Genomic DNA, 22,698 nt, shown 5'->3' with positions numbered 1-22,698 from the left:
TCAGGAACTACTGGATCACGCCGCACGCAACGCGCGCGCCAGCGCCACCAATGGGCTGGGTGAGATGATCATCTTCCTGCGCATGGATAATGATCGCTGAGCCATCTTCATCGAGCAGGGAGTCGAGCGCAGTCAGGCGGGTGAACGCCTCGTACCCGGCCGATCCATCCGCTGCCACCCAGATATTCGGGAGGTCGCCAGCTTCGGGGCCTTTGGGGTTCAACAGACCGTGCGCCCCTTCGACTTTCCCATGATGGCCGCCTGACTCCTTGAACTCGCCCACATCCTCGCAGGTGCCGACGGCGTGCAAATGCAGTCCATGCCAGCCGGGGCTAAGACTGTCGGGGTTCAGCTCAATACGGATCACCTCGCCATTTGGCCCATCCAGGAAGTTGGCCGTGCCGATCTCATTGCCTTCACTTCCGATAAGCGTAGCCGAAGCGGTCATCATGGATGGGTACACACCCTCATCAGGACCGGGCATGTCTTCGGGGCCGGGCAGGGTAGGCTCGTTTTTGGGCATTTCCTGAGGGGTCGCGCCCTGTTGGCCACGAGCGGTCAAGGCAATGGCAAGTGCGGCGAAGGCAGTTCGGGTGATCATGGGGGTCTCCTGTCTGCAAGTTCTGGTGTAGGCCTAACGCCCATGTTGCAGGAAGGCTCCCTGACGTGAAGGATCGTGCGGATAAATTGCTGGTAAGCCTCGGCCTGTTCGAAAGCCGGGCGGCTGCGCGCGCGGCAATTGACGCTGGCAATGTGACCGCTGGCGGTGCTCTCGTCAGAAAGCCGTCGCAGATCCTGTCGTCTGAAGACAATATCACTGCCGCGCCCGCGCATCCGTACGTGTCACGCGGCGGGTTGAAGCTCGCGCATGGGCTCGATGTGTTCGGCGTAAATCCCGAAGGCCGGCATTGTCTCGACATCGGCGCATCCACGGGTGGCTTCACGGATGTACTGCTGAGAGCCGGAGCGTGTCATGTCGTGGCTGTCGATGTCGGGCGGGGGCAGTTCCACGCATCTCTTGCAATGGATGAGAGGGTCACCAGCCTTGAGGCACAGGATGCCCGTACGCTGACTCCGCAAATGCTGAGCAATGCGCCGTCACTGCTGGTTTGCGATGCGAGCTTTATCGCGCTTGAAAAATTACTTGCTGTGCCGCTGTCGCTCGCAGCAGACCGCGCAGAGTTCGTAGGCTTGTTCAAACCACAGTTTCAAGTGGGTCGGGACCATATCGGCAAAGGCGGATTGGTGACTGACCAGAACGTGACCGAACGAGCGGCCAATGCCTTTGCAGACTGGATGAAGGAGCACGGCTGGCCGATTACAGCCTGGACTGAGAGCCCGATTACAGGCGGCGACGGAAATGCCGAACGCCTGTTTCATGCCATTAAGCGCTAATAGTTCTCGTCGTTGAACGGATCGCTGATTTCCCAATTCCCGTCATAGGGGTCGCGACAGGCCGTGATCGGATCGCGGATCACCTGGCCATCAGGTAGCCGGGTTTCACGCTTGATTGTGCGACACTCGATATTCGTGCCGGCCTGCGGCGGCAGGGTCGGGCCCGGCGCGGTCGACACAGGATAGGTCCGGCTTGGCGGCGGCGTGTTCGGATAGGTCATGACTTCCGGGCCACCATAGAGGCCATCTGTCGTGCGCGGGATTCCGCCCGTCGGATAGGCTGTGTTGGGAGAGGAACCGTACGGCGTTGCGACCTGACAGGGACGGCTTGTGTCGTCCGCAATCGCGCCACCTGCAATGCCGCCAACAATCGCGCCAAGGATCGCGCCGGCAGCCACCTCGTCCGAATTGCCGTTGCCGCGATGGTTGCGATGATACCCTCGGTGGCCGCGATACCCACGATACCCACGATACCCGCGATAGTGGCGGTGATGGCGGTAGGCGTCTCCGTCATCAATATTGTTTCCGATGGCGCCGCCGATCAGTCCACCTGCAATGGCGCCCACCAGCACGCCTGCCAACTGGTCGTCCTTCTTCTGGCGTTCGCACTGAACATTCTGTACGGGCGCGTTGTAGGTGTAGCCATACCCGCTCTGGGCTGCGGCGGTGGCCGGGATAGCGAGGCCCGAGAGGGCCAGCGCGCCGATGATGAGCGATCGGGATTTCATCGCAATACTCCTTGCAGCAGATACACGTCCACCAAGTCAGCCTGCACAGTGCCGGTTTGAACCTGAACACGAGGTGAAAGCTGGACGAAGCAGGATATGCGCCACATATTTCTGGCATGGGAGTTCTGGATGTAGCTGCCCGCACGGCGGGGCGCGCCCGATATGCAGCGGCGCAAGGGCTGAGATCAGCCTGGTACGGGGTGCAGATGGGCGCGGCCCGGCGCAGCGCGAGCGGTTTTGACCGGCCCGGCGAGCCAGCCTTTCGCCCGACACGTGGTACACCTGATCTCAGCGTGTTGCGGCGTGCTTATTTCGAGCTTTTCCTTCAGGATCGTATGAATGTGGAGGCGGGGCTTTATCCGAGACCGTCGGATGTACGACTGAGAGACCTGCCCAAAGCGCTCCGTTCCGCCCGCGCATTCCGGGAAGATGTCGCTGAAGTTGACCGGCGTCGCATTGAGCGAAATGGCACGGAAATACGCCAGCAAATGGTGGACGGTCATAATCGCTATCCGAATTACTATCTGCAGAACTTTCACTACCAATCCGGTGGCTGGTTCACCGAGGACAGCGCAGATCTGTATGACACGCAGGTTGAAGCGCTTTTCACGGGTACCGCCGACGCGATGCGCCGCGCCGCGCTGGCAGAGATTTCCCGCGAATTGAGGGGCAGGGATCAGCGCGGTGTCAGCCTGCTGGATGTGGCGTGCGGCAATGGCCGTTTCCTGTCGCAAATCATGCAGGTCTATCCGCGCCTAAACGCAACCGGCCTGGACCTGTCACCCACATATACGGACGCAGCGCGTGAGCGCCTGAAGTCGTGGAAACAGGTGGAGATTCTCCACGAGGCGGCTGAGGCAATGCCGGTAGAAGATGCCAGCCAGGATATAGTGATCTCAGTGTTCCTGTTTCACGAGCTGCCACCGAGGGTGAGATCGGTTGTGTTGGCCGAAATGTATCGCGTGTTGAAGCCCGGCGGGCTGTTGATCATCGCAGATAGTGTTCAATTCGGCGACTATCCTGAGATGGACGGCCTGCTGGAATACTTTCCCCATGGATTCCACGAGCCCTACTATAAAGGGTATCTTTCCTGGAATGTCCAAGAAACGTGCGAATCGATCGGTTTTGTGCCCGATCGGCGGACACTGGCATTTCTGACAAAAATAAACAGTTTTCGGCGTCCAGCCTAACACCTTGTAAGAGAACTGATTTCTCGTCAGCGCTGTCGCGCTTAATTCCGAATGAAGAAATATTGATTTGCGTGTATGGAACGTGACACTAATATGACAGTTACGTTACGGTCATGTGACACGAACTTTGATACCAGGAAGGAAAGGAGGCAACTATGGCCGTCCTAGATCATAATGATAACCACGTTTCCTGGCTGGCGCACAGGGACCTCGCTCTCAACGAGACGGGCCTGCGTGTCCTGCGGGGAGCGATGCTGACCACAGCAGGTATTGTCGGGGTAAGCCTAGCGATTGCGCTAGACCCGATCTTCAACCTGTTTGCCTGATTAGGTCAGGAACCTAGAAGCTCGGCAGTTTGCCGGTTCCCAGTATGGGCATGGCATAAGCGAGAATGATGGAAATGATGAGGCCGAGGAAGGCACGTCCGGCATCGCCGACGACATCTTTCACGGCCTCATTTTTTGCCCGCAGCTGAGCGACATAGGCGATTGCCAGCTCACGTCCGGCCAGCAAGCCGAGGAACACCCATGTTGTGCTCATCGGAACGTTGCTCATTTCTTTGAAGATAAACAGGATGATCCCGTAGATAAGGTCGACAATTGTCGCCGCGCGAACATCGACCGTATTGATTTTGCTTTGAACGATCTTCTGAATCTGTCCGCCGCGGGTCGCGAAGATGTAGCCCTGGATTGCGACCAGCAGGATGGCACCGAAAACGACATACCCCAGTGAGAACGCGACATGCGTTTCGTCGCCCGTCACCGTCACGGTGCGCGGAAGGTAGACAAAGATATTTGCAAGGTCCTGCATCAGCCATTGCGACCAGAGGAAGGTCGTTGTCAGCCACTGGAACGTGACCCAGTAGGGCCAGGGCAGTTCATCCTTGGTGTGGAACACCCAGCGCTCGAACGTGCGCGAGATAATGATCCAGATGACCGCGCCGCAGGCGAATGCCACGACATAGCCCATTGCGGACTTGATGATCATCTTCTCGAGAATGCCCTCGCTGGCAGACCCACCAGACAGGGCAAACAGGGTCAGAACGAGGAATGTGGTCGAAACAGGAATGCCAAAGCGTGTCAGGAACAACAGGACCAGCGGGGGCAGGGCATGCCACCATTGGATGCCTGGCATCAGCAATTGGGTGCGATCCCCTTCACCGGGAAGCTGAGACAGCTTGTCGAGGCGCTCATAAGCAACGTCGCCATTGCCATTGAAGTAACCATAAAACAGGACTGCGAGCAGGATAGCGCTCGCAAAAAGCCACAGAACCCACCAGGGACGACGGGCATTTGAGGACAGGAATGTGCCTAGTGTCTGGATGGAGTCATTCGCGACAACCGCATAGGCGGCCAGCACAAATCCAATGATGCCGAAAATTTCCACGCCACTCATGCCGACAACCCATCGCTATATGAAGTCTGAACGCGAGGTAGCAGGTTCACTGAACAATGCCGATAGCAGGTTTGTGAACTTACTGTGACACGCGCATCTGAGCTCATCGTCCCGTTTGCCCTCTATGACGCAATTTTGCATCTGCCAGCACACAGGCAAGCATGGCTTCGGCCACAGGTACAGCGCGTATCCCCACACAGGGATCATGCCTGCCGATGGTCCGCACGTCTACCTCTTCGCCGTCACGGGTCACCGATTGGACGGGTGTCAGGATGGAGGAAGTTGGTTTGATTGCGATTCGCACCACAACCGGCTGGCCTGTCGAAATGCCTCCGGCGATGCCGCCATTATGATTGGAGAGAAACTGCGCGCCATTGTCTCCCGCGCGCATCTGATCCGCATTTTCCTCGCCGGACAGGGTCGCAGCGGCAAAGCCGTCACCGATTTCGACGCCCTTTGCGGCATTGATGCTCATCATGGCGCTGGCGAGTTCTGAATCCAGTTTCCCGTATATGGGCGCGCCCCATCCGGCAGGTATTCCGGTTGCCTCGACCTCGACGATGGCTCCGGCCGAACTGCCGGCCTTTCGTGTCTCGTCAAGAAAGTTCTCCCAAACGGGCACCATGTCCGGGTCCGGACACCAGAACGGATTTGACTGGGTCGTTTCCCACTTCCACCGCGACCGGTCGATTGCGTGCGGCCCGATCTGAACCACAGCGCCGCGCAGTAGGACATCTTTACCAAGAACGCGGCGGGCTACGGCACCAGCAGCGACCCGCGCCGCAGTTTCGCGCGCACTGGACCGGCCGCCGCCGCGATAGTCACGTACGCCATATTTCTGATCATAGGAGTAGTCGGCATGGCCGGGTCGATACCGGTCGCGGATCTCGCTGTAATCCTTGGAGCGCTGGTCGGTGTTTTCGATCATCAGCGAAATGGGGGTACCAGTCGTCACCGGTCCGCCGGTGCGGTCATCCTCGAACACGCCGGACAGGATTTTTACCGCGTCCGGTTCCTTGCGCTGGGTGACGAAACGCGACGTGCCCGGTCTGCGCTGATCAAGAAATTGCTGGATAAAGGCCTCATCCAGCGGGAGGTTTGGCGGGCAGCCATCGACCACGCAGCCGAGCGCCGGTCCGTGGCTTTCGCCCCAGGTCGTCACGCGGAAGAGGTGGCCGAATGTGTTGTGTGACATGGCTGCCCATCTCGGATTTAAAGGTCAGGAACTAGGCGAACAGATGCTCAACAGCCGCGCGTTCTTCGCGGAGTTCTGCATCGGTTGCGTCCATTTTGGCGCGCGAGAACTCGTTGATGTCGAGGCCCTGAACGATCTCGTACTTGCCGTCCTTGCAGGTGCAGGGATAGCCATAGATGACGCCTGGCTCGATGCCGTAGGAGCCGTCAGACGGGATGCCCATGGAGACCCATTCACCTTCAGGCGTACCGAGCGCCCAGCTGCGCATATGGTCGATCGCGGCAGATGCCGCGGATGCTGCGGAGGAGGCACCGCGCGCCTTGATGATGGCTGCGCCGCGTTGCTGCACGTCAGGAATGAACGTGTCCTGATACCAGGCGTCGTCCACTTGTGGCTTGGCGGCATCGCCTTTCACTGTGGCGTGGTGGATGTCGGGGTATTGGGTGGCGGAGTGGTTGCCCCAGATGATGACATTCTTGATGTCGGTATTGTGGGTGCCGGTTTTCTCGGCCAGCTGGCTCATCGCGCGGTTGTGGTCGAGCCGAACCATCGCAGTAAAGCATTTCGGGTCGAGGTCTGGCGCATTCTGTTGTGCGATCAGGGCGTTCGTGTTGGCCGGGTTGCCGACGACAAGCACTTTCACATCGCGTGACGCGTGATCGTTGATCGCCTTGCCTTGTGGGCCGAAGATGCCACCATTTGCGGACAGCAGGTCTTTCCGCTCCATGCCTTGCTTGCGTGGCATCGCGCCAACGAGCAAGGCGTAGTCGCAATCCTTGAACGCGACGTTTGGATCGTCGGTGGCAACAATGCTGTTCAGCAGCGGGAAGGCGCAATCATTCAGTTCCATCACCACGCCGTTCAGCGCGCCGAGCGCGGGCGTGATTTCGAGCAGGTGAAGGTCGACCGGCTGGTCCGTTCCAAGCATGTCGCCAGCGGCAATGCGGAACAGGAGAGCGTAACCGATCTGGCCGGCAGCGCCGGTTACAGCGACTTTCACAGGCTTTTTCATGGGAGTTTCCTTCTTGCATAGGGTGATTTCGCGGCATCAATGGCGAATTTGTCGGGGAAGGGCAAGCGGCCATGCGTCTATGACGCAGAGCGGGCACCCTGCCGCAGTGGGACTCCGGCAGAGTTTGGCCTATATGGAAGGCTCACCCAGCAGCCCTTGGACCGGACATCGCCATGAGCCAGACCGACACGCCAGACATCATTCCACCATCGCCCAGCGCCGCAGATTATGCGACGGATCCGAACGGGAAACCGCTGATTCCGAATACATCTGATCCAATTGCGCTGTTCAAAGCCTGGATGGCTGAGGCGCGGGAGAGTGAGTTGAACGATTCAAATGCCATGTCGCTGGCCACCATCGGCGCGGACGGCATGCCGGATGTACGCGTGGTGTTGCTGAAAGAGGTGACAGAGGCAGGATTTGTCTTCTTCACCAATCTGGAAAGCGCGAAAGGGCAACAATTGGCGACAACGCCAAAGGCCGCGCTCGGCTTTCACTGGAAAAGTCAGCGACGCCAGGTGCGGGTGCGCGGCACCGTCGAGCCTGTTTCAGAAGAGGCTGCGGACGAGTATTTCGCGACCCGCGCAGCGCAAAGCCGGATCAGCGCAATTGCCTCCGACCAGTCCCGGCCATTGAATGACCGGGCCGAGTTCGAACAGCGCGTGGCCGAGCTTTCAGAGATATTCGGCGATGGGCCCGACATTCCCCGCCCCGAATTTTGGGGCGGGTTCCGTGTCGTTCCGGTCGAGATCGAGTTCTGGCAGGACCAGGCCTTCCGGATGCATGACCGGCTGAAGTTCACACGCGCCGACGATGGCTGGACGACAGGTCGCCTCTACCCCTGACAATCAGACGATCCCGTTTGCAACGGTTTCAATGATCAGGTGCGGGACGCCATCACTGGTCTTCGCCCAGGAAACACCATCGCTGCCGACCATCGCAGACACACGCTGGCGGTGAGCAGAGAAACTGTCGAATTCGACCACATCGACGGGTGTGTCGAAATGCAGGGTCACTTCATAGCCCATGCCTCCCGCCAGTTCGCGGATCGCATGGACGCGGCCGTGGAAAGGCTGTTTCAAGTAGCGGCCAAAGACATGATCGCCGAGTTGGCAGGGGGCCTCGGGTGTGTTCGACAGCCGCGCAGATGCGGTGTTCCAGTCGCGATAGCCGAGCTCAGCGGCGACCATTTCGAGCGCTTTTGAGTGCGAGATGGATTGCCCCGCAGTGCTGGCCTCAAGGCGCAGTTCACGGGCGCGGGCCTTGGCGGCTTCGCGGGTTGTAATGGATTGCGGCATGGGTGGGATCCTTTCCCTTCATCCAGACGCGGTCGCTCTACGCGGGGCTTGCCTTGCCGCTGGACCGCTTGAAATGAAGCGTCAGCATCCTGAAAGGGACAGCCGCGCGTTTGCGGCTGTGAGATCTTCACCTTCGGGACGTCCCGGCAAGCGGCAGGTGTCTCAAACCTGCGCGCCAGATAAGCCTGGAACGGGGAAACGTCAACGCCCGCAGGCGGCGATGGCTGTGTCGTCCGAGGTCATTGCCTCTGCCGCTTCCAGTGGGCGATCGGTCGCCAGCATGACCAGGCCGTCATCTGCCAGGTCCTGAAACTCCGATCCGTCGCCGTCAGCCATGTAGATGTCGTCAAGGCGGTCGCCCGCCCGGCCGAGCGTTCCGAACGCCGACTCCACATCATTCATTGCGTTGCGGTCCCAGGCAGCGGCATAAGGACGTTCGGTGCCCGTCCAGCCGATGAGACGCCGGGAATCCACGCCCCGAGCTTCCAGCGCGGAAATGTCCCGTCCGCCACGAACCGAAGCCGTCATCATGAGCTCCGGATCAATCGCAGCGATTTCGGCGGCTTCATCATCATTGTAGGAAATCATGATCACGCTCTCCTCCGCGTTCGCTGCATATACGGCCTCAGCGATGTTGGAGAAGCTGGTCGTCTTCTTGCGGTCCAGCTCAAGAATTGCACCGGTATTGCGCGCCCAGATCAGGGCATCTGTCAGTTTGGGCGGAGAAAAATCTGTGCGGCGACCGTCATTGTCGACCAGCAATACGCCGGACAAGTCTTCCCAGCTGATGTCAGAAATATAGCCGCGGCCAGTGGTGGTGCGATTGAGGCGGTCATCATGCATGAGCGTCAGGACGCCATCGCGCGTTTCGGCGACATCGACCTCGAACACACGTACGCCGCGGTCGAAATTGTATTGCATCGTTTCGATGGCGTTCTCCGGATACCCGGGAGCAGGGCCGCCGCGATGGGCCGCAATAACGACACCGCGATTTTCGCGCAGGCAGTCGAAATATTCGGGCAAGGGAAGGCGCTGGCTGTTGGCTTCGACTGCAGCAAACCCTTCAGTTTGAGGCGCGATATCGGTTGACGGCTCGCAACCAGCAAGAATGATGAGGGCGGTAACAAGCAGCGCGGAACGGGTCATTCTAGGGTCCTCTTCTTGCGCCGCACCAAATGCGCGCATAAACCGGTTCTAAATCAGGCGATTAATGCTGAAAACAAGAACACACAGGGAGACTTCATCATGTTGGGCATCATGCAGGATTGGCCGCTCACGGTTAACAAGATTCTGGAACACGCCAACCGCATCAACCCGACACGGGAAATCATCACCCGCCGGGTCGAAGGCAATATTGTCCGCACGACATATGCCGACCTTTTCAAGCAGTCCAAGCAAGTTTCGAATGCGCTGGTCGATGGCGGCATCAAGCTGGGCGACCGCGTGGCAACGCTTGGCTGGAACTCGGAACGCCACATGGCGTCCTGGTATGGCGCGATGGGGATTGGCGCGGTCCTGCACACTATCAATCCGCGCCTGCATCCTGAGCAGATCGCCTGGATTGCCAACCATGCCGAAGACAAGGTGCTGATCTTCGACAAGACCTTCCTTCCGATTGTCGAGGCCATCAAGGACCATCTCCAGACGGTCGAAACGTTCGTGATCTATGCCGATGCTGACACGATGCCGGAAAACAATCTTGGCGCAGTTCCGTTTGATATCTGGATCGACGGACGGTCCACAAATGTGCGCTGGGGCGATTTCCCGGAAGATACCGCATGTGGGCTTTGCTACACATCCGGCACCACGGGCGACCCGAAGGGCGTGCTGTATTCCCATCGGTCCAACGTGCTGCACACGATGATTACCATGCAGCGTGACGCGATTGGCATGGGCGCGAATGATTCCGTTCTGCCGGTCGTGCCGATGTTCCACGCCAATGCGTGGGGCCTTGCGCTGTCCTGTCCAGCTGTCGGGTCCAATATGGTGATGCCGGGCGCGCAGATGGACGGTGCGTCGATCTATGAATTGCTTGATACCGAGAAGGTGACCATCACCGCCGCTGTGCCAACAGTGTGGCTGATGCTGCTCAACCACCTTCAGGAAAACGATCTGAAGCTGCCGCATCTTGAAAAAGTGATCATTGGTGGTTCTGCTGTGCCGGAGCGTATTCTCCGCGCGTTCGAGGAAGATTACGAGGTGGATGTGGTCCATGCCTGGGGCATGACGGAGACCTCACCGCTGGGAACGCTCGGAACGCTGCCGCCGCACATGATGGATGCGGACATCGACACGCGTATGGAGCAGAAGCTGAAGCAAGGGCGTCCGCCCTTCGGCGTTGAGCTCAAGATCGTCAATGACGAAGGCGAAGACCTTCCGAATGATGGCGAAACGTCCGGTCGCCTCGTGGTGCGGGGCGCGGCCATCGCGGCGGGCTATTTCAAGGGTGTCGGTGGAAATGTCCTCGACGATAACGGCTTCTTCGATACGGGCGACGTCGCGAACATCGACGAGTATGGCACGATGACGATTACCGACCGCGCCAAGGATGTGATCAAGTCTGGCGGCGAATGGATTTCTTCGATCGACATCGAGAACATTGCCGTCGGCCATCCGAAGGTAGCGAATGCGGCCGCGATCGGTATCTACCATCCGAAATGGGATGAGCGTCCCTTGCTGGTCGTGCAGCCTGCGCCGGGCGAAACCCCGAGCAAGGAAGATGTCCTGGCCCAGCTTGAAGGCAAGATTGCCAAATGGTGGACACCGGACGACGTGGTCTTTGTTGACGAGATCCCACTTGGCGCAACTGGCAAGATCAACAAGTTGGCCCTGCGCAACCAGTTCAAGGACTACAAGCTGCCGACAGCTTAGTCTGCACTGAATTCAGGAACCGGGCGGGCGGCGGCTTCTTCTGGAGTCGTCGCCTTTCCATTTCTGTAAATGTCATCAAGCAACCATTCCATTTCGGCGATTTCTTTCTTCTGAGCCTCGAGAATTTCATCCGCCAGTTTCCGGACGCGGACATCTTCGATTCCTGCCCGTTCGCTTGTCATGATGGCGATTGAATGATGCGGGATCATGCCTTCCATGTAGGCCTTGTCCCCCACCGTTGCCTGAGAGCGGACAAGGAACAGTGCTGCTACGAACAGCAGAGCGCTGCCTGCATAGATGGCGAAGTTGATGCGCGTATCCTTGTACATGTTGAGCATGAAAGACAGCATCACGACGGCCATGGCCGCGGCCATGATCAGCGTCATGAAGAACCGTGTCTCACTCCAGTGCACGTGCGGGAGAGCATAAGTGTTGAGATACATCAGGCCGAACATGAAGATGGCGGACGTCGCGATCATCAGCCCGAACCGGCGATAGCTTCCAGAATGGTTCATCAGTTTCTCGCTCCATCTATGGCTCAGTTCATCTTGTCCAACGCGAGTTTCAAGGATCCCGTTCCGGAATATTCTGCCCGTCACGACTGGTTCGAAAGGATCGGCTGATCTATGTCAGTTCAGTTGAAGAATTTCGGAGAGGGCAGGGCGTATGAGTATGACATCGGAACAGACACAGGATGCCGGTTGGCGGGGGCTGGTCGCGAAGGCATCGCTGGCCTTGTCCATCTTTACGGTTTTCTGGTTTGTCGCCGCCGCGCTGGGCACAAAGCTCGGTCTGTGGGGCTGGCAATTCGGCCTCGGCACGATGACGATCAATTGGGGGCTGAAGCTCATCTTCCTGGCGCTCGGTGTCTCTGTAATCGCGCTGGTCCTCTCCCTGATCAAGGCGCCGCGCAAGCGAGCCTTTATTCTGTCATTCGCAGCACTGCTGATTTCGGGCCTGTGCTTCGGCCGGGTGGCGGCGTTCGGTGGACAGGCAACGCGACTTCCTCCCATCCATGACGTGCAGACCGATTGGACGAACCCGATCATGCCGAGCGAAGCGCTATTGGCAGCGCGTGAGAAAACCGGCGCGATGAACCCGGTCATGGAAGCGCCAGTGGTACCGGAATACGCAGAGGAACGCTGGCCAGGTACACCAGGGCGGCTCGTGTCGGAGTTGCAGGAAGAAGCGGAGTTCGATCCGGCCGTACAGGAAGACCGGGTCGACGCGCCATATCCGAAGCTTGATTCCTACATCACCAATGCGCCGCCAGCGACAGCGCATGAGGCAATTCTGGATATCGTCAAAGAGCGCGGCTGGGCTGTCGTGGAGGACGATGCGGCTCAAGGCGTGATCGAAGCGACAGAGACCAGCTTCTGGTTCGACTTCAAGGATGACGTAATGATCCGTATCCTGCCAACTGAAGAAGGTGGCTCTCGCATCGATGTGCGTTCGACCAGTCGGGTAGGCCTGTCAGATCTGGGCGCGAATGCAAAGCGGGTTCGCGACTTGCTCGACGATATTGAGACGGCTTTGCGCTAAGGCGCGCTCACCTCGGCCTCGTCCTCGGCCTTTGGCGGTTGGGGACCGAGGCCGAGCAGGCGGGCGACCGGTCCAATGGTCCAGCCTTGTGTCGTGAGAGAAATGGCAACGATCACGAAGACGACGTTGAAAAAGCCGACAGTAATCGGTCCCGGCGATATGACGGGATAGATCGCCAGCAGGATCGGGACTGCGCCCCTCAAGCCCACCCAGCTGAGGAATATGTTCTCGCGCAACGTAAAGCCCATCCACCCCACCGAGGCGAACACGGCAAGCGGTCGCGCGACCAGCATCAAAACAGCGGCGATCCCGATGGTTGGCCAGATATCCTGAAGCAGTGCGCTTGGCGTGACCAACAGGCCGAGCGTCAGGAACAGGACGAGTTGGCAGAGCCATTGGAAGGCTTCGTTAAAATCGACAATGCGATCGATCGGGCGTTTCAGCTTTGCTTTCAGGCTGATGCCAGCAAGGTAAGCCGCGAGAAATCCACTGCCGCCGAGCAGAGACACACCCGCAAAGATCACAAGTGCGCCGGCTAGCGTCATCACAGGGTATGTGCCCACGGGAAGCGATAGCGTATCCAGCAGACGCGCCAGAAGACGCCCCCCGAAGATGCCGCCCAGAATTCCAATTCCGGCCTGCATCACCAGCAACACGCCCATGCTCGCGAGATCGAAAGGCGCATCCGTCTGCATTGTTGCAACAAGGGACGTTAGCGTGACCGTCAGAAAGATTGCCATCGGATCGTTCAGGCCGGACTCAAGCAATAGCGTGTCTTTCAGGCGTGGCCTTAGTCCGATACCACTCTGCTGGATCAACAGGAAGGTGGCTGCTGCGTCAGTGGATGCCACGGCCGCGCCAAGCAGTAGTCCAACTTGCCACGGTACCTGTAGCAACAAGGCTGCAGCCACGCCCGTTATGCCGGCAGTAACCAGCACGCCCAGGGTAGCGAGTGATGTGGCGGGCGCTCCGGCAGAGCGGAACACGCGGCGGTCTGTTTCAAGGCCTCCCGCAAATAGGATGACAGCCAGTGCCACGCTGCCGAGGTCGAAGGCAAAGTTGAAATTGCTGAATTCGATCCGGCCTGGCCCATCTTCGCCAAGCAGCATGCCGATGATCAAGGCAATCAGAAGGAAAGGCGCACCCGCGCGCCGCGCGACAGGCATGAAGGCAAAGCTGATGAAGATGATCAGGCTGCACAGGAAGACAAATAGATACACTTGGACTCCCTGACTGAACTTGTAGCGCGTCCTGTAGATAAAGGCCGTCGACGCGTCAGTTCAAGGCGGCGCACGTAATCCGTCGGGACTATTACCGTTCAGTTTCGCGCGTACTTGTCTTCGTAGCGAATGATGTCGTCTTCACCGAGATAGCTTCCAGTCTGAACTTCGATCAGAACGACTGGCAGTTTGCCCGGATTCTCAAGACGATGCACGGAGCCGACAGGTATGTATACCGATTGGTTTTCCGTGACGAGTTGAACTTTTTCGTCTATCGTCACCTGAGCGGTTCCGGAGACAACAATCCAGTGTTCCGCACGGTGATTATGTGACTGCAAGGATATTGACTGACCAGGCTTCACGAGAATGCGTTTTACTTGGAACCGCTCTCCGACAGCGATGGATTCGAACCAGCCCCATGGGCGATAGTCGCGGGGGAATTGTTCAGCTTGAGGGGCCTGCTTTTCCTTGAGCTTGCTGACGGCAATTTTTACGTCCTGCGCGCGAGAACTGTCAGCGACGAGGACCGCGTCCGGCATTGCCACGGCGATGATGTCTTTCAAGCCAATGCCGACGAGTTCCACGCTGTCACTTTCTGACCTCAGCAAAGAGTCCCGACACTCAATGGCGGTGACGGGGCCGCTGCTGGAGACTCCATTCTCGTCGGGCTCGGTCTCTCGTCGAACGGCGTCCCATCCCCCAAGGTCAGACCATTTACCAGAGAACGGCACGACGCTGAGATTGTCGGTGCGTTCCATGACGGCATAGTCGACGGAAATGGACTGGGTCCTGCTCCAGCTGTCAGGAGCCAGGCGGATAAAACCCAGGTCGTTCTCTGACCGGTCAACTGACTGGGCAACATGTTCGACCATGTCTGGTTCAAACCTGCGGAAAGCGGCGAGAATGCTTCTCACGCTGAACAGGAAGATGCCAGCATTCCATAGGAAATTGCCACTCGCCAGCATGTCGGTGGCGCGGTCGATGCTGGGCTTCTCGACAAACTGCTTCAGTTTGATCGGAGACAAGGAGCCTGCCCCAGTTGGCTCGCTCAATTCCAGATATCCATACCCGGTTTCTGGATGTGTGGGCTCAATACCGAACGTGACAAGCTGACCGGCCCGCGCGGCGTCTGTTGCCGCAAGGATAGAGGCAAGGAACGCCTCATTGTCTGGAATGACATGGTCTGAAGGGGCGACCAGCATCAGGGCGTCTGGATCGGACTTTTCCAGGTAAAGCGCTGCCGCCAGAATGGCAGGCGCTGTATTGCGCGCTTCGGGTTCGATCAGGATCGTCGGATCTGTGATGCCTATTTCCGCCAGCTGCTCGCGTACCAGAAACCGGAAATCTGCATTGGTCAGGATCAGGGGAGGCGTAAACCTGCCACCTGTCAGTCTGAGCGCGGACGCCTTGAACAGGGATGTTTCACCGACAAGGGGTACAAACTGCTTGGGATAGCTTTTACGCGACAGTGGCCACAGACGCGTGCCGCACCCGCCACATATGATAACCGGCACAATGTCCGCGACTCGTTTCGTCATTCTGTCTGCCCTCTGCCAACCTTGCGTTTATGGCGCATGAAGCGTGCACATGTCAGGCCGGTGACCAAAAAAATCACGGCGTGTCAAAAGTTGAAGGCTGATGTCCTGATCGTTAGCGATCCTTGGGGTCCAGTGCGTCGCGGAGGCCGTCGCCGATGAAGTTCAGGCAGAGCAGGGTGACCGCCATGGTCAGCGCCGGCGCCAGCAGCATCCAGGGCTTTTCCTCCATCCGGTCTGCGCCATCAGAGATCAGGACCCCGAGAGAGGTCAGTGGCTCATTCACCCCAAGGCCAAGGAAGGACAGGAAGCTTTCAGCCAGGATGACGACCGGGATGGTCAGCGTGACGTATACCGCAACCGGCCCGATCACATTTGGCAGGATGTGTCGCGTGATGATGTCCTTCCGGCTGACACCGGCCGCGCGGGCGGCCTCGATGAATTCCTTGCCTTTAATGGCCAGCGTCTGGCCGCGCACGATGCGCGCCATTGTCAGCCACTCAATCGCGCCGATGGCTGCGAAGATAAGGACAATGTTTCGCTCGAACACGGTGAGCAGCAGGATCACGAAGAAGATGAAGGGCAGGGCGTAGAGGACGTCGACGATCCGCATCATGAAATTGTCGACGCGGCCACCCAGATAACCCGCCGTCGCGCCCCAGCTGACCCCGATGACGAGGCTGACCGCCGTTGCGACGATACCCACCATCAGCGAGATCCGAAGCCCGATCATCAGGCGGGCGAGCAAGTCACGCCCTTGGAGGTCGGTGCCTAGCGGGTGCATACCATCGAAGGTTGGCGCAATCGTGCGCAGGTCGGAAATCGTGCTGTACTTATGCACCCAAAGCATGGGGCCAAACACGGCGATCAGGACCAGTGCGCCCAGGATCCACATCGAGATCACGGCGGCGCGGTTGCGGAACAGTCGCGCACGCGCGTCATCCCAAAGCGAACGGCCGCCCACAATGGCTTTCTGTACCGGTTCAACACGTCCGGTCGGGTCGAGGAGGGGATCGAGATCCGTCATCAGTCGTACTTCACTTTCGGATCGAGCAGGGCATAGAGAATGTCAGCGAGCAGGTTCAGCAAGACAATCAGGCCCGCATAGACAATGATCGCGCCCATCACGAGCGTGTAGTCCCGGTTGAGCGCGCCATCGACAAAATAGGTGCCGAGACCCGGCAGGCCGAAAATCTTCTCGATGACCACCGAGCCTGTCATGACCCGTGCCATGGCTGGCCCGGCATAGGAGATCAGCGGTAGGAGCGCGGCCGGCAAGGCGTGGCGCGCGATGACCTGCCGCTCGGTCAGCCCTTTGGAGCGCGCTGTGCGGATATGGTTGGATCGCATCGTTTCAATAATGGACGCGCGCATCAGGCGCGAGATGATGGCGATCTGTGGAAGGGCAAGCGTGATGACCGGAAGGGTCATGTTGTGCCAGCTCATGCCGATGTTCGGATACGTGCCGAGGCCGCCGACTGCGAAGATGCCAGCGCCGAGCGCGAATATCAGGATCAGAATAGGGCCGGTAACAAAAGTCGGAATGGATATGCCCGCCATGGCGATGCCCATCACGCCGTAATCTGCGCTCGTATTCTGCCTGAGCCCGGCAAACACGCCGAGCAGTGTTCCAACCACCAGGCCAAGTCCCATGGCGAGGAAGCCGATGGTCAGCGAAATCGGCAATCCATCGGCGATCAAATCATTCACGCTCTTACCGAGCGTCTTGTAGGAGGGGCCGAAATCTCCCCCCAGCACACCGCCTACATAGTTCAAGTATTGCTCGTGCAGCGGCTTGTCGAAACCGAACTTGGCGGCGATCGCCGCTTCGGTTGCGGGTGGCAGTTTCCGCTCACCGTCGAACGGGCCGCCCGGCGCCGCGCGCATCATGAAGAACGCCATCGTGATGATGGCCAACATTGTAGGGATTGCAATCAGCAGGCGCCTGAACGTATAGGCCCACGGAACTCGGCTAATGGCACGTTGGAATGAGGACACGTTCTTTTGCTATTCCGTTGCTGGTAATAGGAAATTCGTCTTGCCGCCGTTTCGGGCGCTTGGCATCGCGATCCGCAATCCTTAGCTTGTAGCGACAGCCGATCAAGACCGCAGACACAGGCAAGGACACGAAAATATGGCCGATATTCGCCGCGTTACGGAAGCTTTTGCCGTCGCTCCTCAAATTGATGAGGAGGATGTTGCCGAGATTCAGGCTGCAGGCTTCAAAACGATCGTTGCAAACCGTCCGGACGGAGAAGGCGGGGTTACTCAGCCGCGCATGGGCGCGATCCGCGCGAAAGCCGAATCGTTGGGACTGACCTTTGTTGCTTTGCCATTTTCCGGTGCGCCGACACCCGAAGTGGTTGAACGGACTGGAAATATTCTGAACGAAGCGCCTCAGCCGGTGTTGGCGTATTGCCGCACCGGAACCCGCAGCATCACGGCCTGGGCGCTGACCCATGCGGGGCAGGGAGCAGCGCAAGAAATCGTCGATGCCGCAGCAGATGCGGGCTATGATCTGTCCAGTTTGCAGTCGTTGCTCTGATCATCAATCGCACAAGTTTGTGAGCAACTGGTCACACTTGCGCCGCATTAAGTGTGTTGTCAGTGTGGGCGGGCCATGCGAAGGCCAACACAGGGAGGCGCAGGTCATGAGGCCAAATGCGCGACAGGAGTGGAATGGATGAGCGATCGTCTATGGATCACCGACTTCAAATATGACGATGGCGCCATGCTGGTTAAGAAGACCGGGCACCGCGTTCCGCTCACGCTTTCCCTCGCGCACGACATCTTCACTTGGTTCTGCTTTTATTTCTTCGCTCAGACCTGGCGCACATGGCGCCGTCTGACCGGTCACAAGCGCCCTACGATTGCGTTCTATCCCGATAAGCCGCGCCCTTGGTACTTCATCTGGCCTGTCATGCACGTGTCCGGTGCGAAACTGATTGATGATGTCCAGACGGCTGACATTGTCATGCAGTTCGACGACTCGACGGAAACCGACAACTCGGTCCCGACAGTGAGAGATGGCGCAAAGCTGGTTAATTTCTCCTGTGATGACATATCGAAATCGACTGTTGCTGCCGCCTTTGAAGAGGCTGCGGGCTACTCCCTGTCTGTCGACCCAACCACTCATCAGGGCCGTATGGTCGAGAAGTCCGAGCTGAACGCTGCGCATGACGGCCGCATCCTGGAAGGCCCGCTGGACACGCCACTGCCCGGAAAGACGTACCAACGGCTGGTCGATAATGAGATTGAAGGCGGACTGGTCGAGGATCTGCGATGCTGCATTGTTGCAGGCTCGCCCGTCGTCGTGTTCCGCAAGCGTCGTCCGCTTGAGCGCCGTTTTCTGAATGAGAATGTCCAGGTTTTGCTCGACGAGCCTCGCAATTGCTACACGGATGATGAAATTGCCGTGATTGAGCGCTTTGCGGCATCCATCGGACTGGACTGGGGTGGTGTGGACGTCCTACGTGACCGGCAGTCCGGACGAATCTTCATCGTCGACGCAAACAAGACTGATATGGGCCCGCCTGTTGCTCTGAAGCTGGCGGCCAAGCTTCGCGCCACGCGCCGCATGGCTCAGGCGTTCGCAGTCGCATTTGCATCGAAGAAGCGGTGATCTCGCTCCGGCCAGTCAGAACCGCTGCAAGAGACTAGAAAATGGCAATTCCCTATATTCGCGAAATCGAGTTTGAGTATGGCGTTGTGGAGCAGGTCTCTCCGCTGATCCGCCGGGTAGTCGCGAACAATCCGGGACCATTCACCTATGTTGGCACAGGCGTGTACATCATCGGGCACGGCGAAGTCGCTGTGATCGACCCCGGCCCGGAAAATGCCGATCATTTCGAAGCATTGAAAAAGGCGCTTGAAGGCGAGACCGTAACACACGTTTTGGTTACACATGGCCATTCTGATCATTCTCCACTGGCTACGCCTTTGGCCGAATGGGCTGGCTGCAAGACCTATGCAAAGAATTGCGGTGTGCCGACGGCCAAGGGCGAACTCGGCAGCGCAGACGATCTCGGCTTCATGCCGGATGTGAAGGTTGGCGACGGCGATGTCATCTCCGGACCCGGCTGGACGCTGGACGTCATCGAAACACCCGGCCACACTTGCAACCATCTCTGCTTTGGTCTGCGCGAAGAGAATGCGTGCCTGTCAGGCGACCATATCATGGGCTGGTCGACCACGGTGGTCGCACCGCCCGATGGCGACATGGGCGACTATATGCGCAGCCTCGACAAGATCCAGGCGATGGAATTCGATACCCTTTGGCCCACGCATGGCAGCCCCGTTCGCGGCAAGGAATTTGTCGACCGCTTTATCACCGAATACGCCAATCACCGCCGTGCGCGGGAGGCAGCCATACTGGATCAGATGCGCTCGGGGCAGACCTCAATCCCTGAAATGGTGAAAGTGATGTATGCCGACGTCGACAAACGGCTACATCCGGCAGCCGCCATGTCGGTGCTTGGCCACATGATTGAGCTGATCAAGACGGGTGTTGCCGTCTCGCCAGATGACAAGCCGACCGTTCGCTCTCATTTTGAACTGGCGAAATCCGCCGCCTGACGGGCTTGGGCAAGGTTACCAGCCTAAACGGTTTCTGCCTTGTTCGGTCGCATGAGCAGCTGCTGGATGGCCTCATCCACGCTGATCGCGCCTTCAATCACATCTGCGACGGCATCACAGATCGGCATATCCACACCGCGTTCTGCCGCGAGCCGCTTCAGGACCGGTGCAGTCGCGACGCCTTCGGTCACCGCATTTCGTGCGCCCAGAATATCTTCCAGCCGCTCGCCTTTTCCCAGCGCCATGCCGCAACTCATGTTGCGGCTCGTCTCTGACGAGCAGGTCAGCACCAGGTCTCCGAGACCGGACAGGCCGGACAGGGTTTCACGCTCTGCGCCCAACGCGAGCGCCAGTCGGGTCATTTCGGCGCTTCCCCGCGCGATCAACGCCGCATGCGCAGAGCGGCCAAGTCCCTTGCCCAGTGCGATACCGCACGCAATGGCCAGTACATTCTTCACCGCGCCGCCGATTTCAGCGCCCAGCAGGTCATGCGCCAGATAGGGGCGGAAGTTTGGTGTGGCGACCGCGGCGATCAATTCGGTGCCAAGCGCCTCATCCTCAATCGCGAAGGTGACCGCTGTCGGCAGACCTTTGGCCACGTCAATTGCAAAACTTGGCCCCGACATCACGGCCGGAACGGCTTCGGGCAGTTCATCTTTCAGGACCTGCGTCATGAATTCGCCGGTCTTCAGCTCAATCCCCTTCGAGCAGAGAACGACAGGCGTTCCGGGACGAATATGTCCTTTCAGCGCCATGAGCGTTGCCCGCGTGTGCTGCGCTGGAGCAACGGCAAACAGCGCATCCATCAGGTGAAGATCAGCCAGGTCCGAAGTCGCTTTCAGCGCCGGGTTCAGGGCAACGCCCGGCAGGAAGCCTGTATTCTCGTGACGCGTGTTGATGGCATCCGAGATTTCAGGCTCGCGGCACCAGATCAGCACGTCCTGGTCTGCGCGGGTCAGCATCTGGGCAATTGCAGTGCCCCAGGCGCCGCCACCGATGACGCCGAATGTCTTGAAATGTTTCGTCATGCGCCGGAGATTGGTCGAAACCGCTCAGCGGGGCAAGCGGCTCAATCAGATGAAATTGAACGTGCCGCGTTCCTTCTCAGGGTCCACTGTGACGGCAGCTTTCCGACCCACCGGAGAGGCATCTTCCCGCAGGACAGGGAATGCCTCCTTCGAAGCATTGGCCAGCGCGCGCCGACCGTCTTCCAGCCGAATGAAGGCGATCCCCTTGTTCGGGCCTTCCTTGCCGTGCGTGACGGTGAATGTTTCCAGAATACCTTCGCAGTCGTCCTTGCAGAGCGTGACGCGTTCACTTGGCGTTGCGTACGGCTCGGCGGGCGCGAAGCGCGCAGGTTTCTCGGTGGAGTAAACGCCTACGGCTTCCTTGGTCATCCAGCCGCCATTGGCGAGCACCAGCCCGTAGTCGCCAGGATTCGCGCGCAGTTTCGCAGCCATCTCGGCGATCCCGTGCAGGGAGTAATTGTTTCCCGGCCCGCCAAAGAAGGGCAACCCGCCGGTGAGGGTCAGGGGACGTGGATCACTCTTCCAGTCGATTCCCAGCTCCGCCGTCGAAGAGAAGACAGCGCATGGGAAGCAGGAATAGAGATCAAGATGCTGGATGTCGTCAGCGGTCTTGTCGGCTTGGTCCAGCGCGCGACCAATTGCGGTCTGCATTGCCCAGGATCCATCAAGGCGCGGGCGCAGCGAGATCAGGTCATCCGCGGCCTCTCCACCTCCGTGCAGATAGACGCGCTTGTCTTCCGGAACACCCAAGGCCTCCGCTTTTGAACTGCTCATCAGGATGGCTGCCGCGCCCTGATTCACGGCGTCCTGCGCGATGAACCATTTCAGGAAAGGGTCGGCGTATTCGTAGTTGGCTTTTGACGGGGTCGACAGGAATTCTACGGAGTGTTCCTGAGGGAATTGTGAATAGGGGTTTCCGGCGGCCACACTAGTGAAGGGCTGGAAGAGTTCCGCCATTGCCTTGCGGTGTTCACTACGTGAATGGCCTTCGCGCGCAGCAATCGCGTTTTCGAACAAGGCATAGAAATAGGCTGGCGCGACAATGCCATGCTTGATTTCTTCCCGCGACAGCATCATTGGCCCCATGCCGCGATCTTCGTAGTCCGCGTCTGCGCTATCGGCCCAGTCAATCTCGACACCATTGCGGCGAGCCCCCTTGGACGCGCGATTGGCTTCCGATCCGGAGATCAGCACGCAGTCTGCGTCTCCGGCATGGATGCGTGCGGCCATCTCGTTGACGAGGGCTTGCGGGCTTTGTCCACCCACGGTCTCATAGATCAGCTTGTCGGGTGAGGCGTTGATGTCGCGCGCCAGCGTGCCCGGCAGGTTCGTGTTGTGACCATGCGGGTGAGGCGCGCCGCCGACGGAATCCTCGAAGATGCGAACCACGGCAATCGTGTCGATTGCATCAGCCAAGTCTGCGCCGCTATCGGAGAGCGCAGCTTTGGAGGCTTCTACCATGAGCGAGAGCGGAGAGGGGGCGCCGTCCGGGCCGTTCGTGCCGTCCCATTGGCTCAGGCTCTGTCCTACACCCACCAGAACCGGCAAATCACCCTTGGCCATATCACGCTTCCTTCTCGTCTTATAAGGCGAGTCCTAGCGTGGGATATGAGGCAAGGCGAGCCGGGACGTCGGGGAAGCCCGACGTCCCGTCATGGTTGTATCAATCGCCGTTCAAAAGGCCTTTCTCACGAAGGAAGCCGAGGATCACTTC

The 22,698-nt window shown here is 58.9% G+C and carries 23 protein-coding genes; 9 read left to right on the top strand and 14 right to left on the bottom strand.

The window, feature by feature from the left end; translation table 11 throughout:
- Window positions 1–7: 7 nt before the first annotated feature.
- Entirely contained in the window at window positions 8–601 is a 594-nt protein-coding gene (locus HY36_RS00110) for a superoxide dismutase family protein (RefSeq protein ID WP_051602353.1), read from the bottom strand.
- Window positions 602–666: 65 nt separating this feature from the next.
- Between HY36_RS00110 and HY36_RS00105 the strand changes: the two genes are divergently transcribed.
- The gene (locus HY36_RS00105; protein ID WP_035546613.1) at window positions 667–1,395 is read left to right on the top strand and encodes a TlyA family RNA methyltransferase; all 729 of its coding nucleotides are present in this window, start codon (window positions 667–669) and stop codon (window positions 1,393–1,395) included.
- Here HY36_RS00105 and HY36_RS00100 read toward each other — a convergent pair.
- On the bottom strand, window positions 1,392–2,123 hold the full coding sequence (locus HY36_RS00100; protein WP_035546611.1) for a hypothetical protein: 732 nt from the start codon (window positions 2,121–2,123) through the stop codon (window positions 1,392–1,394). The two genes, HY36_RS00105 and HY36_RS00100, sit on opposite strands and share 4 nt — an antisense overlap.
- Window positions 2,124–2,239: 116 nt before the next feature.
- On the opposite strand from HY36_RS00100, the gene HY36_RS00095 reads away from it, so the two are divergent.
- Complete coding sequence (locus HY36_RS00095) at window positions 2,240–3,313, top strand: class I SAM-dependent methyltransferase (RefSeq protein ID WP_035546607.1); 1,074 nt, start codon at window positions 2,240–2,242, stop codon at window positions 3,311–3,313.
- 155 nt (window positions 3,314–3,468) lie between these two features.
- Complete coding sequence (locus HY36_RS18285) at window positions 3,469–3,639, top strand: hypothetical protein (RefSeq protein WP_155841590.1); 171 nt, start codon at window positions 3,469–3,471, stop codon at window positions 3,637–3,639.
- Between the two features lie 13 nt (window positions 3,640–3,652).
- Here the strand turns inward: HY36_RS18285 and HY36_RS00090 are convergent, their stop codons facing one another.
- From HY36_RS00090 to HY36_RS00080, 3 genes are all read right to left on the bottom strand, one after another.
- Complete coding sequence (locus HY36_RS00090) at window positions 3,653–4,708, bottom strand: hypothetical protein (RefSeq protein ID WP_035546603.1); 1,056 nt, start codon at window positions 4,706–4,708, stop codon at window positions 3,653–3,655.
- 103 nt (window positions 4,709–4,811) lie between these two features.
- Window positions 4,812–5,903, bottom strand: a complete 1,092-nt coding sequence (gene aroC / locus HY36_RS00085; protein WP_035546598.1) for a chorismate synthase — start codon at window positions 5,901–5,903, stop codon at window positions 4,812–4,814.
- Between the two features lie 31 nt (window positions 5,904–5,934).
- Entirely contained in the window at window positions 5,935–6,915 is a 981-nt protein-coding gene (locus tag HY36_RS00080) for a malate dehydrogenase (protein ID WP_035546594.1), read from the bottom strand.
- 173 nt (window positions 6,916–7,088) lie between these two features.
- Between HY36_RS00080 and pdxH the strand changes: the two genes are divergently transcribed.
- Window positions 7,089–7,760, top strand: a complete 672-nt coding sequence (pdxH, locus tag HY36_RS00075; protein ID WP_035546590.1) for a pyridoxamine 5'-phosphate oxidase — start codon at window positions 7,089–7,091, stop codon at window positions 7,758–7,760.
- 3 nt (window positions 7,761–7,763) lie between these two features.
- On the opposite strand, the gene HY36_RS00070 is transcribed toward pdxH, so the two are convergent.
- Together HY36_RS00070 and HY36_RS00065 are read right to left on the bottom strand one after the other, a co-directional pair.
- Window positions 7,764–8,213, bottom strand: coding sequence for a glyoxalase superfamily protein (locus HY36_RS00070; protein ID WP_035546587.1), 450 nt, complete (start codon window positions 8,211–8,213; stop codon window positions 7,764–7,766).
- Between the two features lie 201 nt (window positions 8,214–8,414).
- A complete protein-coding gene (locus HY36_RS00065; protein ID WP_081805952.1) occupies window positions 8,415–9,359 on the bottom strand; it encodes a glycerophosphodiester phosphodiesterase family protein in 945 nt (314 codons plus the stop codon).
- A gap of 99 nt (window positions 9,360–9,458) precedes the next feature.
- Between HY36_RS00065 and HY36_RS00060 the strand changes: the two genes are divergently transcribed.
- On the top strand, window positions 9,459–11,084 hold the full coding sequence (locus HY36_RS00060; protein WP_035546585.1) for a long-chain-fatty-acid--CoA ligase: 1,626 nt from the start codon (window positions 9,459–9,461) through the stop codon (window positions 11,082–11,084).
- Here the strand turns inward: HY36_RS00060 and HY36_RS00055 are convergent.
- Complete coding sequence (locus tag HY36_RS00055) at window positions 11,081–11,599, bottom strand: DUF305 domain-containing protein (RefSeq protein WP_035546582.1); 519 nt, start codon at window positions 11,597–11,599, stop codon at window positions 11,081–11,083. The genes HY36_RS00060 and HY36_RS00055 overlap by 4 nt on opposite strands.
- Before the next feature lie 157 nt (window positions 11,600–11,756).
- On the opposite strand from HY36_RS00055, the gene HY36_RS00050 reads away from it, so the two are divergent.
- Window positions 11,757–12,626, top strand: coding sequence for a DUF1499 domain-containing protein (locus HY36_RS00050; RefSeq protein WP_051602352.1), 870 nt, complete (start codon window positions 11,757–11,759; stop codon window positions 12,624–12,626).
- Here the strand turns inward: HY36_RS00050 and HY36_RS00045 are convergent.
- The 4 genes from HY36_RS00045 to HY36_RS00030 all read right to left on the bottom strand — a co-directional run bounded on the left by HY36_RS00045 (window position 12,623) and on the right by HY36_RS00030 (window position 17,379).
- Complete coding sequence (locus HY36_RS00045) at window positions 12,623–13,846, bottom strand: potassium/proton antiporter (protein WP_081805950.1); 1,224 nt, start codon at window positions 13,844–13,846, stop codon at window positions 12,623–12,625. The genes HY36_RS00050 and HY36_RS00045 overlap by 4 nt on opposite strands.
- 98 nt (window positions 13,847–13,944) lie before the next feature.
- Window positions 13,945–15,384 (bottom strand): mannose-1-phosphate guanylyltransferase/mannose-6-phosphate isomerase, encoded by a 1,440-nt coding sequence (locus HY36_RS00040; protein ID WP_035546579.1) that lies wholly within the window; start codon window positions 15,382–15,384, stop codon window positions 13,945–13,947.
- 112 nt (window positions 15,385–15,496) lie between these two features.
- Window positions 15,497–16,408 (bottom strand): ABC transporter permease subunit, encoded by a 912-nt coding sequence (locus tag HY36_RS00035; RefSeq protein ID WP_035546576.1) that lies wholly within the window; start codon window positions 16,406–16,408, stop codon window positions 15,497–15,499.
- On the bottom strand, window positions 16,408–17,379 hold the full coding sequence (locus tag HY36_RS00030) for an ABC transporter permease (protein WP_276325145.1): 972 nt from the start codon (window positions 17,377–17,379) through the stop codon (window positions 16,408–16,410). Before HY36_RS00030 ends, HY36_RS00035 begins: the two co-directional genes overlap by 1 nt.
- Before the next feature lie 136 nt (window positions 17,380–17,515).
- On the opposite strand from HY36_RS00030, the gene HY36_RS00025 reads away from it, so the two are divergent.
- From HY36_RS00025 to HY36_RS00015, 3 genes are all read left to right on the top strand, one after another.
- Complete coding sequence (locus HY36_RS00025; protein WP_035546572.1) at window positions 17,516–17,926, top strand: TIGR01244 family sulfur transferase; 411 nt, start codon at window positions 17,516–17,518, stop codon at window positions 17,924–17,926.
- A 138-nt stretch (window positions 17,927–18,064) separates the two neighbouring features.
- Window positions 18,065–19,003 (top strand): hypothetical protein, encoded by a 939-nt coding sequence (locus HY36_RS00020; RefSeq protein ID WP_035546569.1) that lies wholly within the window; start codon window positions 18,065–18,067, stop codon window positions 19,001–19,003.
- A gap of 41 nt (window positions 19,004–19,044) precedes the next feature.
- Window positions 19,045–19,956 (top strand): MBL fold metallo-hydrolase, encoded by a 912-nt coding sequence (locus tag HY36_RS00015; RefSeq protein ID WP_035546565.1) that lies wholly within the window; start codon window positions 19,045–19,047, stop codon window positions 19,954–19,956.
- A gap of 23 nt (window positions 19,957–19,979) precedes the next feature.
- Here the strand turns inward: HY36_RS00015 and HY36_RS00010 are convergent, their stop codons facing one another.
- Window positions 19,980–20,984, bottom strand: coding sequence for an NAD(P)H-dependent glycerol-3-phosphate dehydrogenase (locus HY36_RS00010; protein ID WP_035546562.1), 1,005 nt, complete (start codon window positions 20,982–20,984; stop codon window positions 19,980–19,982).
- Window positions 20,985–21,029: 45 nt separating this feature from the next.
- Window positions 21,030–22,547 (bottom strand): acetyl-CoA acetyltransferase, encoded by a 1,518-nt coding sequence (locus HY36_RS00005; protein WP_035546552.1) that lies wholly within the window; start codon window positions 22,545–22,547, stop codon window positions 21,030–21,032.
- Window positions 22,548–22,698 lie beyond the last annotated feature (151 nt).

Origin of the sequence: Hyphomonas atlantica corrig. (assembly GCF_000682715.1) — a bacterium.
GTDB classification, from domain to species: Bacteria; Pseudomonadota; Alphaproteobacteria; order Caulobacterales; family Hyphomonadaceae; genus Hyphomonas; species Hyphomonas atlantica.
This window is presented reverse-complemented; position numbering and strand designations above follow the sequence as displayed.